Annotated in this window: 14 protein-coding genes; 10 read left to right on the top strand and 4 right to left on the bottom strand. The window is 39.0% G+C overall.

Annotated elements, in window-relative coordinates:
• Window position 1: 1 nt before the first annotated feature.
• Window positions 2–1,519, top strand: a complete 1,518-nt coding sequence (scpC, locus tag BV906_RS11975) for a succinyl-CoA:acetate CoA-transferase ScpC (protein ID WP_087973769.1) — start codon at window positions 2–4, stop codon at window positions 1,517–1,519.
• Window positions 1,520–1,677: 158 nt separating this feature from the next.
• On the opposite strand, the gene BV906_RS11970 is transcribed toward scpC, so the two are convergent.
• A complete protein-coding gene (locus tag BV906_RS11970; protein WP_087973768.1) occupies window positions 1,678–3,492 on the bottom strand; it encodes a LysM peptidoglycan-binding domain-containing protein in 1,815 nt (604 codons plus the stop codon).
• Window positions 3,493–3,585: 93 nt separating this feature from the next.
• Window positions 3,586–4,812 (bottom strand): MFS transporter, encoded by a 1,227-nt coding sequence (locus BV906_RS11965; RefSeq protein ID WP_087973767.1) that lies wholly within the window; start codon window positions 4,810–4,812, stop codon window positions 3,586–3,588.
• Between the two features lie 242 nt (window positions 4,813–5,054).
• Between BV906_RS11965 and BV906_RS11960 the strand changes: the two genes are divergently transcribed.
• The gene (locus BV906_RS11960; protein WP_087973766.1) at window positions 5,055–6,980 is read left to right on the top strand and encodes an ATP-dependent DNA helicase; all 1,926 of its coding nucleotides are present in this window, start codon (window positions 5,055–5,057) and stop codon (window positions 6,978–6,980) included.
• Window positions 6,981–7,035: 55 nt separating this feature from the next.
• Here the strand turns inward: BV906_RS11960 and BV906_RS11955 are convergent, their stop codons facing one another.
• On the bottom strand, window positions 7,036–7,656 hold the full coding sequence (locus BV906_RS11955; RefSeq protein ID WP_087974074.1) for an NUDIX hydrolase: 621 nt from the start codon (window positions 7,654–7,656) through the stop codon (window positions 7,036–7,038).
• 334 nt (window positions 7,657–7,990) lie between these two features.
• Here BV906_RS11955 and desA point away from each other — a divergent pair, with 334 nt between their 5' ends.
• From desA to BV906_RS11935, 4 genes are all read left to right on the top strand, one after another.
• Window positions 7,991–9,043: a Delta(5) desaturase DesA gene (gene desA / locus BV906_RS11950; RefSeq protein ID WP_087973765.1), complete on the top strand. Its 1,053-nt coding sequence runs from the start codon at window positions 7,991–7,993 to the stop codon at window positions 9,041–9,043.
• A 257-nt stretch (window positions 9,044–9,300) separates the two neighbouring features.
• Window positions 9,301–10,434, top strand: coding sequence for a sensor histidine kinase (locus BV906_RS11945; protein WP_087973764.1), 1,134 nt, complete (start codon window positions 9,301–9,303; stop codon window positions 10,432–10,434).
• Complete coding sequence (locus tag BV906_RS11940) at window positions 10,431–11,030, top strand: response regulator transcription factor (protein WP_087973763.1); 600 nt, start codon at window positions 10,431–10,433, stop codon at window positions 11,028–11,030. Before BV906_RS11945 ends, BV906_RS11940 begins: the two co-directional genes overlap by 4 nt.
• 280 nt (window positions 11,031–11,310) lie before the next feature.
• Complete coding sequence (locus BV906_RS11935; protein WP_087973762.1) at window positions 11,311–12,096, top strand: carbon-nitrogen family hydrolase; 786 nt, start codon at window positions 11,311–11,313, stop codon at window positions 12,094–12,096.
• 71 nt (window positions 12,097–12,167) lie between these two features.
• Here the strand turns inward: BV906_RS11935 and BV906_RS11930 are convergent, their stop codons facing one another.
• On the bottom strand, window positions 12,168–12,848 hold the full coding sequence (locus BV906_RS11930; RefSeq protein ID WP_087973761.1) for an adenine nucleotide alpha hydrolase family protein: 681 nt from the start codon (window positions 12,846–12,848) through the stop codon (window positions 12,168–12,170).
• A 723-nt stretch (window positions 12,849–13,571) separates the two neighbouring features.
• Here BV906_RS11930 and BV906_RS11925 point away from each other — a divergent pair.
• Genes BV906_RS11925 through BV906_RS11910 form a run of 4 tightly spaced genes read left to right on the top strand, consistent with a single transcriptional unit; the run spans window position 13,572 to window position 18,208 of the window.
• On the top strand, window positions 13,572–15,983 hold the full coding sequence (locus BV906_RS11925; RefSeq protein ID WP_087973760.1) for a Na+/H+ antiporter subunit A: 2,412 nt from the start codon (window positions 13,572–13,574) through the stop codon (window positions 15,981–15,983).
• Entirely contained in the window at window positions 15,970–16,392 is a 423-nt protein-coding gene (locus tag BV906_RS11920) for a Na(+)/H(+) antiporter subunit B (protein WP_087973759.1), read from the top strand. The genes BV906_RS11925 and BV906_RS11920 overlap by 14 nt, the downstream gene beginning before the upstream one ends.
• Window positions 16,393–16,395: 3 nt before the next feature.
• Window positions 16,396–16,737, top strand: a complete 342-nt coding sequence (locus tag BV906_RS11915; RefSeq protein ID WP_087973758.1) for a Na(+)/H(+) antiporter subunit C — start codon at window positions 16,396–16,398, stop codon at window positions 16,735–16,737.
• Window positions 16,730–18,208: a Na+/H+ antiporter subunit D gene (locus BV906_RS11910; RefSeq protein WP_087973757.1), complete on the top strand. Its 1,479-nt coding sequence runs from the start codon at window positions 16,730–16,732 to the stop codon at window positions 18,206–18,208. Before BV906_RS11915 ends, BV906_RS11910 begins: the two co-directional genes overlap by 8 nt.
• The last annotated feature ends 30 nt before the right edge of the window (window positions 18,209–18,238 follow it).

The raw sequence follows: 18,238 nt of genomic DNA, 5'->3' as shown, positions 1-18,238 counted from the left end.
GATGGAGGAAAAATTAAAGCGCATACATGATTCGCGAATGCATAATCTTGTTGTTTCTGCGGAAGAAGCTGCATCATGGATCCAAGATGGGATGACATTGGGATTAAGCGGTTTTACTCGTGCAGGAGATGCAAAAGCTGTACCAACTGCACTTGTTAAGCGAGCAGAAAATGGAGAGGACCTTAAAGTAAACGTATACACTGGAGCTTCATTAGGGTCAAATATAGATAAAGTGCTTGCAGAAGCAGGTATCGTTAATAAGCGTTTACCTTTTCAGGCAGACCCTTCGATGCGGAAAGCAATTAATACAGGGGGTCATTTATTTGTCGACCAACATCTATCGCATACTTCAGAGCTACTGCGTGCAGATGTGATGGACCGAATTGATTATGCAATCGTGGAAGCAATATCCATTACCGAAGATGGGCTAATGATTCCGAGTACATCTGTTGGAAACTCGGCATCCTTTATTGAGACAGCAGAAAATATTATTATTGAGTTGAACACAGCACAAGCGGGAGATTTAGAAGGATTGCATGATATTTACATTCCAAACAAGCAGGGTGAACGAGAACCTATTCCATTAACAGGCGTTGACCAGCGAATCGGAAAAATTGGTATTCCGCTTGATTTCGAAAAAGTAAAAGGAATTGTGTTTACGCATCAAATGGATTCTCCATCCACAATTATGCCACCAGATGAGGAAACGAAGATTATGGCTAATCATCTTTTGGACTTTTTACGGTCTGAAGTAAAAGCCGGGCGATTAAGTGAATCATTGATGCCTTTACAATCAGGAATTGGGTCCGTTGCTAACGCGGTACTCCATGGCATGGTTGATTCGGAGTTTAAAGACTTGGTAGTATATTCTGAAGTACTTCAGGATGCGGTATTTGACCTCATTGATGCGGGGAAAGTTAACTTTGCTTCTGCATGTTCCATAACATTATCCAGTGAAAAAATGGAACAAGTATTCAATAATCTTGATAAATATCGAGATAAATTAGTCTTGAGACCTCAAGAGATTTCAAATCAGCCGGAAATTATCCGTAGACTTGGCCTTATTTCCATTAATACCGCTTTAGAATTTGATATTTATGGAAATGTCAATTCCACACATGTCAGTGGGACAAAAATGATGAATGGAATCGGTGGTTCGGGTGATTTCGCCCGTAATGCCCGCTTGGGAATTTTCGTTACAAAATCAATCGCTAAGGGAGGAGACATCTCCAGTATTGTTCCATTTGTACCACATGTAGATCATACAGAACATGACGTAGATGTTGTTGTAACAGAACAGGGCTATGCAGATTTACGTGGATTGGCACCGAGAGAACGTGTACCAATAATCATTGAAAACTGTGTACATCCAACGTATCGTGAGCAATTATGGGATTACTATAATGAAGCACTTGAGCGTGGAGGGCAGACCCCTCATGTGCTGGAAAAAGCATTATCATGGCATACAAACTTTAAAGAACACGGTACAATGCGACGGGTATTAGTAGAGCAGGAATAACACGGTGGCAGCAGTATCGGTGCCTGTCACTTCCCGGATTTTGTAGAAATTTGTTGAGAAACATTAGGGGTTAAAAATATAGTAACGTAGTAAAACACATGAGTGGAGGGCAGACTTCTCATGTGTTTTATTTTGTGCCGGTTTCTTAAGTAAGGGTATTATATAAATTTAAGTGTAGATGCGATTTCCCTAAGATGTGTCTCATCAACCCATAAAATAAGGAAATTATATGTTGATCCCTGAATTTCTATTGGTTCTGGATAGGAGACGATTAGGGTAGCCTGTCGATTCATTTCAGCAGGTTGGTCTGTCGATGGAAAAATAAAACATGCTGCTTCATTTTGAATGGTGGTAGGGATGACTTGCGGCTTGGATCCATATGGCATTAATGGGTGATGTGCCTCACCCTGACAAACATCTTCTAGGCTATCTCCTGCTATTGCTGAAACTTGAAAAAAGCCGTCAGCACCCACATATCTTTCATTATTCACCTTTTTCCAGTGAGATGGATACTGAAATCTGACCCGATATGTTTGATTTGTAAAAGTGCGTTTAGAAGAGTGATTTACAGATGTAGGTGACCACTGGAGTGATGTAATTATAGCTCCTTTCATCAGCTGGATCGGAACAGGGTGATTCGGGGCTACTACCCAAATCTCATGAGCAAATTCCTGTTCCATGCAACCGGAAAGATAGGCAATCTTATTTCCCTCTGGTGACCAGGTGACGGGTGAGGAAAAACAATTTGATAATGCATGAATGGTTTCACCTTCATCTCTGCTTCCCACCGTGCGAATTTGATTAAAATAACCTAGATCTTCATATGCTGTTGCACTATAAGCGATTACTCTGGAATTGGGAGACCATCTCGGATAATAGTTTTTTGCAAGTGGACCGCCCTCTATACCAAAACTATTACCTGTTGCTAATTCAATTGTATGGATGAGTGATATGCTCGCTCCAGGAGTTGTATAAAGTACAAAGGACCCGTCTTTTGACAACTGAATATCATGAAGTGGCCCATCTGTATTGTTTGTAATTTTCCTTCTCTGTGTGCCGTTTGTAAAAATACGATAAAGCTGACTAATCCCATCTCCATCAGGTGCCTGATACAGAAGTTCCATGCCGTTCGGAAACCATTGCACATCTGTTGCTTCGGGCTGCTGGATGGATTGAGGTTGATAAGTGGTAAGGTCATATATGATGATTTGATTCCTGGTTGTATATGCTAATTTTGTACTATCAGGGGACCAATCTAACCGTAGACTATCATTTCCGGCTAGTTGATCGATGGATGCCACAGAACCTTCCTCAAGACCAATAACATATAATATTCTGTTCTTTCCAACGAAGGCAATTTTCCTGCTGTCTGGTGACCATTCAGGGCTTGAAAAAGAGTCACCTAGTCCAGTTGTTAATTGAACAGGAGTGCCACTTTCAGGATTGTACAACCAAAGATCAAATAGCCCACTCTGATTACTAAAATAGGCAATCAGTCCTTCATCGCCTGGAGGAGCATACGGGATATGCAGCATCATCCCAGGTGTAATATTAGTTGTAGGTAATTGATTTGCCCGTTGAATTAATTCGATATTCCTAATCCCATTCGTTACGACGTTAAATCTCCCGGCAATAGAATATAACGTATCACCAGGCTGAACGGTATAATACGGAAAGCCAGGTGGGACTTTAATTAATTGACCAACTTGGATAGAGTAAGGTGGTTGAAGCTGATTAGCTTCTATAATCACAGAAACTGGTACCTTAAAAAACTGTGAAATTCGATAAATAGAATCTCCTGGTCTCACACGATAACGATTTACTCCAGGTGGAATGGATAGTTGTTGTCCTAGGAATATCGTATTTGGGTCTGTTAAGTTATTTGCAGCGATAATGGAGGCTAATGGAATTTCCCATCTTTTTGCGATGTTGTATAGCGTGTCAGCAGGTTGGACGGTATAGAAATATTGCATATAATCCCCTTTCTTCTTTAAAAAGACATAGGTGTCTGATTATATGCATATTCTCTAATTTCATGCTTAGAACAAAGCTACTAGATGTAAAATTTACGCATACCATTGTCTAACTTTTTCATCAGAAGGCAGTAAATATGTTAAAAATCCTAAAAATGGTAAGAATGATATACTAATCATTGTAGGAGTTAAGCCGACTAAATCAATAAAGGAACCGAGTGCTACAGCGCCGATTGCCCCCATCCCGAAGGCTAGTCCAACAATCAGCCCAGACATTGTACCGATTTTGCCGGGAACGAGTTCTTGTGCATAGACAACGGTTACCGAAAAGCTGGTCATTAAGATAAGCCCAATAATTCCAAGCAGAATAATAGCACTAATTGGTCCGACATATGGTAATAGAATGGCGAGTGGGGCAACTGCGATTAATGAAAATAGAATAATATTTCTTTTTCCAAATCGATCTGCTAAAGGCCCTCCTAAAAAAGTACCGACTGCGCCGAACACCAGGAAGGTAAAGATGTAAACTTGTGACTTTGCAATTGTAAGTCCATAGCTGTCGATGGCATAAAAAGCATAAAAGTTAGAGATTGCTGCTGTGTACCAGGAACGAGCGAAAACGATGAGTATGAGAACAATAAGTGCGCCTTTAATTGCTTTTGATACATTTTTATTTTGTTTTACAACTTTGCTATCCTTTAAACTCTTGGAATATGCTTTTATTTGACCAGCATACCATCTAGCAATATAGGAAAGAAATAATACCGCTAAAAAGGCGATTAATGTAAACCAGATTGCGCCAAATTGTCCTAGTGGAACGAGGACAAGTGCAGTGATAAGGGGAGCCAATGCTTGTCCGGAGTTACCGCCAACCTGATATATCGATTGAGCAAGCCCGCGCCTATTGCCGGCAGCAAGGTAAGCAACACGTGACCCCTCTGGATGAAAAATTGCAGAACCTAACCCAATGAAAACGACACTTACTAGAATCGTCCAGAAATTAGGAGCTAAAGCGAGGCCTAACATCCCGAACATGCTGCTTGTAAGCCCAATTGGTAAAGCATAGGGAATCGGATGTTTATCCGTATATATCCCAACAAATGGCTGCATTACGGATGAAACCATATTTAAAGTGAAGGTAATAAGTCCAAGCTGTGTAAAAGTAAGCCCTAAGGATTGTTCCAGGATAGGAAACATAGCTGGAATCACAGCCTGCAAGGAATCATTTAAAAGATGGCATGTTCCAATAATAAATAAAATAGAATATATTGGTTGGTTATTAAATTGGGACCTGGGTTTATTATCAATTGCCTTTTCCATGAAATTTCCTCTCTCTCTATAAGTTGGGAAACGAATTTCCTTAATTAGCGTTATATTTATATTGTACTAACAAAAAAATAAATAGCAATGCATGCTTTGAATATAAAGTTTAGTTGCAGTTTTTTTATGATTTATGCTAGTATGAAAGCTTATTGAATAGAAGTAAAAGAGGATATTCAAAATGTTCTTTCCTTAAATCTTTTTATCCTACTTTTGGACTCTATACTAAAAAGGAGTTTACTATGACAAGAAATACGTCACTACCATTTACTGTCTCTAAGACTGAAAATTTCTTTGACCGACTGGGTGATTACGTCGGTGATGTTTTTTATGATATTTTACCTGAAAAGGGTTATGAATTGCGTGATGAACAAATCTACATGGCCTTTCAATTGGAACAGGCTTTTAAAAATAAGAGTACTATTTTTGCTGAAGCTGGTGTTGGTACAGGGAAGACGCTTGTTTATTTATTGTATGCAATTTGTTATGCGCGTTATAAAGGAAAGCCGGCCATCATTTCCTGTGCCGATGAGACGCTAATTGAACAGCTTGTGAAAAAGGGCGGGGATATCGAAAAACTCGAGGAAGCGCTTGGCCTCCATGTGGATGTCCGCTTGGCAAAAGCACGGGAAAACTACGTCTGTATAAAGAAGCTTGACCCACTGGCGAATAAAACGGATGATATGGATATTTTAAGGGTACATGATGAGATACCGGATTTTGTTTTTGATACGAGTGCAATGATGAAGTCGTTTGAACGTTATGGTGATCGGAAGGAATATCCATGGGTACCAGATGAGAAATGGGAAAAGATCGCATGGGATCCACTCCAGCAGTGTTCGACCTGTGATTGGAGACACCGTAGCGGTCAAACGCTAAATCGCGAATACTATAGGCATGCACAGGATATCATTATTTGTTCCCATGACTTTTATATGGAACATGTGTGGACGAAGGAATCCCGTAAGCGTGAAGGGCAGATGCCATTACTTCCGGAAGCAAGCTCTGTCGTATTTGATGAAGGTCATCTATTGGAATTTGCTGCCCAAAAGGGATTGACCTATCGATTTAATTTTCAAAATCTGACGAATGTCCTTACAGGTTATATGGGACAAGATGTTCGTGAAGAATCACTGTTGCTTGTAGAGGATATTTTGGCGTTGAATGATGAATGGTTTGAATTGCTTGACGGCACAGCTTCTATCGTCGCAGGGTCCAACCGGCAGGAAATTCCCCGAACAAACACCATGATTGAAATGGCAAGTAAGCTAAATGGCATGGTTCAACAGCTGCTGGAACATTTAGTATTTGATTCTGAATTATTTACTATGGATGAATATCATACTAAAATCATCGAGGAATATTTGGAGTTTTTCTCTTATGGACTTTCGATTCTGTTAAAAGATGACGAAGGAATTTACTGGTTGGAAGAAAATGAAACGGCGACAAGTTTAGTCGTTATGCCGCGTCTCGTGGAAGATGTATTGAAAAAAGAAGTATTTAGTCAAAGTATTCCTTTTGTGTTCTCATCTGCCACCTTATCACAAAGTGGCGATTTCAATTACTTGGCCAACAGTTTAGGGATAGGGAAATTTGATTCCTTCTCCGTAGCATCACCATTCGATTATGAAAATAAAATGAAAATAAATAGTCATATAGAGCAGGACATCATTTCAAAGTGGGAAAATATCGGAAAACAATTGGTAGCAAATGATGGACATTCACTGGTCTTGTTCTCCACTGAAGAGGAAATGAGTCATTTTAGAGAATGGGCGAAGGGTCAGACCTTTACATTTGGAATTCACTATGAAGGTGATCAAGAGATTAGTGCAACCGTACAGAACTTCCAAAAAGATGAAACATCTGTATTATGTGCACATCATCTTTGGGAAGGGCTTGATGTTCCGGGTGTTGCATTAACACAGGTGATTATTGCCTCACTGCCATTTCCACCGAAAGACCCGGTATTTCAGGCGAAAAGAAATCATGTCTTAGATGCAGAGAAAGAAGTGGATGCACCATATATGTTGCTTCGTCTGCGTCAGGGAGTTGGTCGTCTAATCCGAACGAGTTTGGATTATGGTGTGATTCAAATTTGGCTAAAGGAAGAAGAACGTGAGAAGTATGGACAGGATATTGCCGGTGTATTGCCGGTCCGTATGAATTGATGGTTTAAAACAAATAAAAGCACATGAGAGAATGACTTCTCATGTGCTTTTTGAGTTATTCATTATGCAATAAACTAATAAAGTGTGTTAGTATCTTCGCAGTTAATCCCCAAACCACTTTCCCGTCATATTGGTAAAACAGCTCTTCGATATGCCGAACTTGCCAATTATAATCTTCACCACCAACAATAAGGTGATAAGGGAAATCATTCTCTGGAGACACTTGAAAATTAACTTTATACTTCTTTGGTACTGTATTGACGAAATAAGAGAGTGGAACGGTAAAAACCTCTTCCACTTCGGATTTATTCGGGATAATCTGTTTCGGGTTAGTAATTCTGCCAACAAATGGGTAAACAATCCTTCCTAAATCATTTATGACATAATCAAGTGGTATAACCTCTTTGATAGCTTCCGTAACGATGCCTAATTCTTCCGTCGTCTCTCTGATTGCGCAATGTCTGGGGTCAGGATCATCTAATTCTATTCGCCCTCCTGGAAAACAAATATCACCAGGTTGGCTGCGCATACTCATCGATCTGACTTCAAATAAAACATGTGTTTCATTTTCAATCTCAACAAGTGGAACAAGTACAGCCGATTTTTTGAAACTCTCATGTCCCATAATAGATGGTACCCGATTCTGCAATTTTACAATTATATCTGACACATCCATAACCTCATCCCCTTTCGATGCACTATTTCGGTGCCTGTCACTCCACGGATTTTGTCGAATAATCGTTACAGTGATTTGACTATACGAGTGACTGCTAGTTTCCGGCTCCTGGGAGCTTACCAGACTTCCTGACACCTCCGTAATCAACATCGACTCACTCCCCGGTTTCTGTCGTAATTGTCGCGTGGAATGTTTTGCCTGCTCTATTTTTATTAATTTATCCAATTTTACCATATGACATTTGTCATATTCATTCATGACGTTTATGACTTATAAAATAAAGCGAATTAACCTAAAATAAAGTACAGATAGACCTTTATTAGGAGGATAAATAATGAGCAAACAAAAACAAGCACAGTTAAGAAAAAGTGTAGCCCCATTTGCGAGTTCTGATACGAAAAAAAGTGTTATTCAACTAATTAATTCAATTGTACCATTTATTTTACTTTGGTTTCTTTCATACCAAAGTTTACAAGTATCCGTTTGGTTGTCACTTGCAATCTCGGTCATTGCGGCAGGGTTTGTTATTCGCATCTTTATTATATTTCATGATTGTACACATATGTCATTTTTCAAAAACGCAAAAGCTAACCGGTTCTTTGGGACAATAACCGGGATTATTACACACTTTGCCTTTGAAAAGTGGAAACGAGACCATTCAATTCACCATGCTACAAGCAGTAATCTCGATAAACGTGGAACTGGTGATGTTTGGGTCATGACGGTAGAAGAATATAAAGAAGCAAACTTCTGGGGTAAATTAAGTTACAGACTTTACCGTACTCCAATCGTGTTGTTTGGATTAGGACCGATATTTCTTTTTCTTATATCGAACCGCTTTAACCGAAAAGGTGCAAAACGTAAGGAAAGATTAAATACGTATATCATTAACATTTCAATCTTGGTTATTTATGCGTTGCTAATCTGGGCAATTGGCTGGCAGGCATTTTTAATTATACAGCTACCTATTCTTTTTATTGCTGGAGCAGCAGGTATATGGTTGTTCTATGTACAGCATCAATTTGAAGATTCCTATTTTGAAAATGAAGATGAATGGGATTACGTGAAAGCTGCTGTGGATGGAAGTTCGTATTATAAGCTTCCGAAAGTATTCGAGTGGTTAACAGGTAGTATTGGTTACCATCACGTACATCATTTAAGCCCAAGAGTTCCTAATTATAATTTGGAAAAGGCACATGAATCAACACCACCACTACACCAAGCAACTACGATAACATTAAAAACAAGTTTGCAATCGATTCGTTTTAGATTGTATGATCAGGCATCTAGATCGTTTATAAGCTTTAAGGAATATAAAGAATTAAAACGTAAACACAGACTAAACTTGAGCCTAAAAAATAGAGAAACCTCTTTACCGCAAAAGTAATTATTAAAAACCCTTCCATGCACATGTGAAGGGTTTTAATGATTTTAGAAGGTATGAAAATATGGCGATAATTAAAATCAAGGACATAAAGAGACACGTCCTAAAAAAGCTTAAGCATATTGGACTTTCCTCAAATCTGCCATTCTTCTTTACCGGGCGGCTCTGCTTTTATGATTGATTCGCTGATAAACCAAGCCAGTTCCCTGTGCTTTTGTTATACTTAAATAAATTAAGAATTTACGGTGGGAGAGATTGTGTTGCAGAATTGGTACCATATATTCCCAAAAAATACAGGGCTTAGCCTCTTTGCATGGATCGCTTTTTGTCTGCTTCCATTTTATTTTATATTCAGGTCCTCAACGATTGCTGAAATTATGATTGGCTTTCTGCTGATTTTATTGTTTTTTACTACATATCGTCTATCGTTCATTAAAAAAGGATGGACTGTCTATGTATCGGTGGGAATAGAAATAGTTATAAGCATTGGGATGACCATTTACTTCGGCTATGTTTATTTCTCATTATTTCTTGCCTTTTACATTGGTAATATTCAAAATAAAGCTGGCTTTATCACGTTATATGTCACCCATCTTGTAACGACCATAGCAGCCATAACGCTTGGATTCTTCACCCAAGGCCAATTTCTTTACAATCAGATACCTTTTGTGATTATTTGCCTAATTGGTGTTATTTTGCTTCCATTTAATATGCATAATCGGAATAAACGTGAGAAGCTGGAGGATCAGTTAGAGGATGCACAAGAAATAATTACCCAATTGCTTGTTGTCGAAGAACGCGAAAGAATTGCCCGTGATTTACATGATACACTGGGGCAAAAGCTTTCCTTAATTGGATTAAAAAGTGAGTTGGCAGGGAAATTAATTCAAGCAAAACCAGAATCGGCAGCATTGGAACTGAGGGATATTAATCAAACGGCAAGGATGGCCTTAAAGGAAGTTCGTGAATTGGTTGCCGGTATGAAAGGCACTAAACTAAAAGAAGAAATTCTCCGTGTGCGGCAGCTTCTTGATGCGGCTCAAATTGAATTCCATCTGGAAGGTAACCCAGATTTCGAGGAAATACCACAGTTGGTCGAGAATGTATTAGGTATGTGTGTAAAGGAAGCTGTAACGAATGTAGTAAAACATAGTGAAGCAACACAATGTACGATTTCAACTATCGATACAAATGGAAAATGGGTCGTAACCATTCAGGATAATGGAAAAGGTATCCAACACACCAACTACATTGAAGGAAATGGCATTATTGGCATGAAGGAGCGACTTGACTTTGTTAATGGCAATTTAATAATAGATTCAATAAATGGGACAAAACTCACTATTATCATACCAAGAGTGATTCAACAAATGGGACAGGGGGGATCTCTATGATACGAATTGTAATTGCAGAAGATCAACGCCTACTGCTGGGGGCATTAGGTGCTTTACTTGATATGGAAGATGATATGGAAGTAGTCGGGCAGGCAAGAAATGGCCAGGAAGTATTGCAATTAGTCGAGCAGCATCAACCAGACATATGTATTATGGATATCGAAATGCCTGTTATGACAGGATTGGATGCTGCAGAGGTGTTAAAAGATACTTCTTGTAAAGTGATTGTGCTAACAACTTTTGCCCGATCTGGATACTTTGAACGGGCGCGTAAAGCTAATGTAAGCGGGTACTTACTGAAAGATAGTCCAAGCGAGGAATTAGCAAACTCGATTCGGGTTATTTTGGGTGGACGTAAAGTATATGCTCCCGAGTTAATAGACATGGCCTATTCAGAAGAAAACCCATTAACAGAACGCGAAGAACAAGTGATACAATTAATTGCTGAAGGAAAGAACACGAAAGAGATTGCAAGTCAGCTCTATTTAACAAATGGAACAGTAAGGAACTATGTATCGACGATTATGGATAAATTGCATGTAAGTAATCGCATTGAAGCTGTCTCCAGATTGAAGGAAAAAGGCTGGTTTAAATAACTAAAATGTAGTCGCAACTCGAAAAGTACAGCTACATTACAAAATTCGACAAAAAGCGGGGAGTGAAAATATACGAAGGTGGAGGTGACCGTTTAGGAGCGATTAGACTGGACTGCACCGTAGGAGATAAAGGAAACACGATGAACGAAGTGAATCGATGTTGACTTATCGTACGAAGGTGTCAGGAAGTCTAAGAGCTCCTGGTCGCCGGAACTAGCCGCAACTCGAAAAGTACAGCTACATTACAAAATTCGACAAAAATCGGGGAGTGAAAGGCACCATGAAACAGGTGGTTTATCAGATGGATATTGTTCCGGGGAATCCGGAGGCGAATCGTTTGAAGGTGGAAAAGTGGGTAAAGGAGACGGCTCAAAGGGAAAAACCGGATGTTATTGTACTTCCGGAAATGTGGACAACTGCATATACACTTGAGAGTTTAGCAGACTTCGCGGATACTGACGGAGAACCGACAACATCTTTCTTGCAGGGCCTTGCAAAAACGTATCATATAAATATTATTGGTGGATCCATTGCCAATATCAAAAACGGCAACATTTATAACACCAGTTTAGTGGTTAATCGAGAAGGCAAGCTTGTGTATACGTATGATAAAATTCATCTTGTACCAATGCTGGATGAACCGGCTTACCTGACAGGGGGTACGGAGAAAGTTCAACTGTTTGAACTGGACGGTGTAAAGATGGGAATCATCATTTGTTATGACTTACGTTTTCCTGAACTTGCTAGGATTTTGGCTCTAGGAGGCGCAGAAGTATTATATGTCGTTGCAGAATGGCCAACAGCTAGGAAAGATCACTGGAAGGCATTGCAAATAGCTCGTGCCATTGAAAATCAATTTTTTGTTGTATCCTGTAATCGAATAGGTAATTATAATGGAGAAGATTTTGCGGGGACTTCCATGATTATTGATCCACAGGGGAAAATATTACAAATTGGCAGTGAGACAGAAGAAGAGACACTAGTCGAGTCCATTTCACTGGACTTGGCAAAGGATATTCGCAAGGCTGTCCCTGTTTTTGAAAGCAGAGTTCCAGATATGTATTAGCAAGTGAGTTAAAGTGAAGAGCAGGAACCGGTAGAGGATCCTGCTCTTCACTTTAATATATTTGTTTCAAATTACTTTTTAACGTTTGGCGGTTCTGTTAGTCGCCCGGTTATCATGTCCTCTGTTACATGAACTTGGCATGTTTTTCCTTTATTATTAATAAATTTAAATATACCATTATTAAAGTCTGTTCCAATCTCTTTATAGAAAATACCTTCATACAAATTATCCTTTGATCTTACAAAGCTTAATCTGTAGGTATCTTTTTCATCTTTTTGCAGGAATCCACGTACACCTTTTTCAAATTCTGTATCGACTACGCTCTTATATGTTCTGTCAATGGATACAATATGGATATCAATGAAGGACATTTCACGTAATAGTACGTTAACATATGATCCTTTTGTGATTTCTTCCCATCTGTTTTGTGGAGTTTGACCGATAATAATTTGTGTAATGTTATGGTTATGTGCCACTTCTGCGATTGCCTTAACAGATGTGCGCTTTTCATTATCACGAATAATAAAATCTTCAACATCCAATTCATCACATAGCTCTTTCCAACGGTCCACATATCCTGATTTCTCTGCATCAAACTCATCATATGGTAATGCATCTACGGTTAAGACATACAACGGACAATCCATAATTTGAGATAGCTTATGACCACGTTTGATCAGGCGCTCTCCATTGGGACCATAATAAACACACACTAGGATGCTTTCATCCATCCGACCTCTGATTTTTTTCATGACGGTATGTTCACCTCTTATAATATTCATTAGCGATTTATCCGGTTTAACTGATCCGATTCCAAGAAGAAACTGATAAGATATGCGCCGGGAACTGCGCTTCATTAAATGTGGGAGAACCCACGGTTTTTTACTTATTTATCTTTGAAACTGTATCATTCTAACACGTTATTTCGTACTCGTGAACCCAAAAGCGACAATATTTTTTATTTATTTTAGATTGCAGAAAGATATTCAAAAAAACTTGTAAAAAAGTCCTACCCGATATTCTTGAACCTTTACTATCGAAGCAGCACTCTTTGAATATCTTATAGCATACGCGATTTGGAACATTAATACCAGTGAATTTAAGTTTTCCCTAACCTAGCTTTAAAAAAATGCATAAACACCGGTTTTACTGTATAATAAAATAGATAGTTCTTATTACCTCAGAGTAAAAAACCTAAGAAAACTTACTTCTTTTATGGACAACGAAACTACTGTAATAATGCATGTTAAATTTGCTGTTACACTCTTTTTATTCCACTTAAACTCAAGGCGTGCATACGCTTTTAATAGTCTCGGGGCTGTCTTAAGCAGTTGATGTATGAGGCATACATGTCACTTCTGCCATATTGTTGTGTAAGTTTATAAATAGTATTTCTTTTTATTTCCAGTTTACCTTCCCTATAGTGATCTTTCGAGGAGAATGGGACAGACTGTATTTTGATTGGAGGTTAAAACTTGTCAACGTTGAATATTGCAATAATATTTCCTTTTATTGCAGCTATAGTAATTCCTTTCTTATATAATAAAATACGGAAACTACATATTGGCTGGTTTGCAATGCTTGTGTCTTTCGTATTATTTATTTACTTTGCACGATATGTTCCTCGGATAGCAAATGGAGAAACATTTGCAAATACAATTAATTGGATTCCCTCATATGGAATCAACTTTACAGCCTATCTAGATGGTCTAAGTCTGATTCTCGCCCTGCTAATTACTGGAGTTGGTACGCTTGTCATTTTGTATTCCATATTTTATCTTTCTTCCAAAGAATCTTTGGGGCGTTTCTACACTTATTTATTGTTCTTTATGGGGGCAATGCTTGGTGTTGTGCTGTCAGATAATATCATGGTGCTCTATGTGTTCTGGGAATTGACTAGTATTTCGTCGTTTCTATTGATTGCTTTCTGGTATCAGCGTAAACGGTCAAGGGATGGGGCAAAGAAGTCATTGCTGATTACAGTGAGTGGTGGATTCGGAATGCTTATCGGTTTTATTATGCTTTATATCATGACCGGAACATGGAGTATTAGGGAAATTATTTCCATGGCTGGAAGTTTTACAGATCACGCTTTGTTTATCCCTGCAATGCTGCTCCTATTGCTTGGTGCTTTTACCAAATCAGCACAATTTCCATTTCATATATGGCTTCCGGATGCGATGGAAGCTCCGACACCTGTCAGTGCTTATTTACACTCTGCAACAATGGTGAAGGCTGGAATATACCTTGTTGCTCGCTTTACTCCAATTTTTGGTGGTGAGTCAATTTGGTTCTGGCTTGTAACAGGTGTCGGTCTGTTAACCCTTTTCTGGGGCTCTTTTAGTGCGGTCCGTCAAACAGATTTGAAAGCAATGCTCGCATACTCGACGGTGAGTCAGCTTGGTATGATTATGAGCATGTTTGGTATTGGTTCTGCTGCACTTCATTTTGGCAATTCCACAGTGTCAGTTGTTTATACGCAAGCTACATTTGCAGCGTTATTCCATCTCGTAAATCATTCAACATTTAAAGGTGCCTTATTCATGGTTGTTGGAATCGTCGATCATGAAGTTGGAACCCGTGACCTCAGAAGGCTTGGTGGTCTCGTGACCTTGATGCCTATTACATTTACAATTGCCATGATCGGAAGTTTTTCCATGGCAGGATTACCACCTTTTAACGGATTCTTAAGTAAGGAAATGTTCTTTACAGCTGTTCTGACAATTGGTGAGGCTGGTATATTCTCTTTGGATACCTGGGGTACACTCCTGCCCGTTATCGCTTGGGTAGCGAGTATCTTTACCTTTGTCTATTCGATGATTATCGTTTTTCAAACGTTTTTCGGCCCATATAAAGAGGAAAGGCTAGAACACCCGGCACATGAACCCCCCGTTGGTATGCTGATTGCACCAGGAATTTTGGCATTACTTGTTATCGGAATATTTTTCTTCCCGAACGTATTGGGAGATTATATATTGACCCCTGCAATGATGGGTATTTTTCCTTCCCTTCCAGCAGCCGATCTTAGTGTTCCCATTTCTGCTTGGCATGGATTCCGAAGTATGGAGTTATGGATGACGATTGGAGTCATCATTTTTGGGTTCGCATTATATAAAACTAGAAAGAAATGGGCTTTTGTTTATAAACTATTCCCGGAAAAATGGTCGTTTAATAGCTTTTACAGTTATTCACTTGAGAAATTAGAAGAGCATTCAACAACGATTACAAATAGTTATATGACCGGATACCTTCGCGATTATATGGTATATATTTATCTTTTCTTTATTGTCGCTATTGGCGGGACCATTATCTATACAGGTGTATATGCATTTGATATATCAGGAAATTCATCTGTTTCTGAATTTGAATGGATCCTTGTTTTGGTGATGATCATTGCTGGCATATCTGTTTTATTTGCGAAATCAAGACTTACAGCAATTTTATTAAACAGTATTCTCGGGTACGGGGTCGCAACGTTTTTCGTGATTTTCCGTGCACCTGATCTTGCTTTAACACAAATCATTGTGGAAACTGTTACCACTGTTCTATTTCTTGTGGCATATTATTTTCTCCCCGAATGGAAAAAGGAAGATGTGCCACGCAAGTCAAGAAATGTGAATTTAATTATTTCCATCTCAGTTGGGATTGTATTTACTGTTATTGCACTTACTGTTCAAAGCGGTAAATTATTCGAGTCCATCTCTGGCTATTTTGAGAATTCCTATGAGCTTGCAGGTGGTAAAAACATCGTAAATTCAATTCTTGGAGATTTCCGTGCATTTGATACGATGCTTGAAGTTGTTGTCCTTCTAATAGCTGGAATTGGTGTATATTCAATCATCAAACTAAAAGCCAAAAAGGAGGATGAAAGTGTTGAAGATCAATAATGTCATCTTGCAAACAGTTGCAAAAATCGTCGCTTTCATTATTCTTACGTTGGCCGTTTACCTGTTCTTATCCGGTCATAATAGTCCGGGTGGAGGTTTTATAGGAGGACTAGTCCTTGCTTCTGCACTTGTTTTGCTTTTTGTTGTATACGATATCGAAAAGGTTAAAAATGCAATACCTGTGGATTTTAAAAAACTAGCGGCTTTTGGTGCCTTTCTCTCCGTCGGGACAGGTTTTGGGTCCTTACTATTTGGTGCGCCTTTCCTAAGCCAATCGTTTGCATATTTTGATCTACCTTTTTTCGGAAAAACAGAACTGACTACTGTTACTATTTTTGAGGCTGGGGTAGCACTCGTCGTAGTAGGGGTAGTTGTAACCATCATTCTAAGTATTAGTGAGGATGTATAATTTATGGAAACGTTAATAACCATCCTGGCAGGTGTATTAGTAACTGTTGCTACCTATTTAATTCTTTCAAAAAGCCTTATTCGGGTTATCCTAGGAACGGCAATCCTTTCCCATGCCGCCCATTTATTAATTATGTCAATGGGGAGTGGTCTGAAGAATGGAAGTGTTCCTATATTGGATGAGGGGATAGGGCCACCTGTTGATGCACTGCCACAGGCGTTAATATTAACATCGATTGTAATCAGCTTTGCTGTAACTGCATTATCACTCGTATTGGCATATCGTACGTACCAGGAGACAGGGACGGATAAACTAGATGAATTGCGGGGGATTAAACATGAATAATATTTTGGTGATGCCAATGGTTATCCCTGTAATGGTCGGTATTCTCTTGATCTTCCTGCGCCCTTACATCAAGGCACAACGATGGATAAGTTTTTCCACCATGATTGTAAATGCTGGGATAGCCGTTTACTTATTAAATCGTATTCAAACAGAGGGTGTACTTAGGTTAGATTTTGGAGGCTGGGAGCCACCGTTTGGCATTCTCTTTGTTGCCGACTCCTTTTCCATTATTCTCGTTCTGACTACAAGTATTGTCACAGCAATTTGTTTGCTTTACGCATTCTCATCTGTTGGAAAAGAGCATGAGAATATGTTTTTCTATTCTTTTATAAACTTTTTGATTGCTGGTATAAATGGTTCTTTTCTAACAGGTGATTTATTTAATCTTTATGTATGCTTTGAAATTATGCTTTTGGCCTCCTATGTACTTGTTGCTCTTGGAGGGAAAAAGAGACAGTTGAGCGAATCCATCAAATATGTCGTGATTAATATCGTATCTTCTTGGATCTTCCTGATTGCAATTGCATATTTGTACGGTACTGTTGGTACCTTGAATTTGGCCCACTTATCTGAAAGAATTGCAGAATCTGGCCAAACACCGCTACTGACCGTTATAAGTATTGTATTTTTAACTGTGTTTGCATTGAAATCGGGCTTATTACTATACTTTTGGCTGCCTGGCTCTTACAGTGTGCCATCAACTGCAGTAGCTGCTTTATTTGGGGCATTGCTGACAAAGGTCGGTATTTATGCGATGATTCGCGTCTTTACGTTATTGTTTTATCATGAGCAGTCAATTACCCATACGCTTATCGGTATTCTGGCTGGATTAACATTAATAGGTGGGAGTATCGGTGCTGTTGCATATAAGGATATTCGCCAAATTATTGCCTATAATGTTGTTATTGCAGTAGGTTTTATTTTAGTTGGACTTGCAGTGGCGACCCCTATAGCGATGGAAGGATCGATTTATTACTTGATACATGACATGATCGTTAAAGCCCTTCTGTTCTTGCTTGCGGGTACAATGATTACTGTAACAGGAGAGTATCGAATTGACTATATGAGTGGTCTGATTCGAAATTACCCATTGTTTGGGTGGATTTTCTTTATTGTGATGCTTTCCCTTGCCGGGGTACCACCATTAAGTGGTTTTATAGGTAAAGTTTTAGTCGGCCATGGGGCAATTGAAGCAGGTTCATATATACTACTGGCTCTTGCTTTCATTTCCAGTATTTTCGTGTTGTACTCCCTACTTCGGGTTTTCTTAAACAGTTTTTGGGGAGAGACAATTATTAGTAAAGAAGATAAAGTACCAATGAAAAATGGCTGGCTCATTCCTTGTGTTCTTCTTACGATAGGAACCATCGTGTTAGGTCTAGGTGCTGAGCCGCTTGCAGTGTATGTAGAAGATGCAGCTAACACGTTAATGAATCCGCAAATTTATATTGATGCGGTTCTAAAAGATTAACTTAGAAGTAATTACCATGAGGAGGTGGAA

Source organism: Oceanobacillus rekensis, assembly GCF_002153375.1.
Lineage (GTDB): Bacteria > Bacillota > Bacilli > Bacillales > Amphibacillaceae > Oceanobacillus > Oceanobacillus rekensis.
This window is presented reverse-complemented; position numbering and strand designations above follow the sequence as displayed.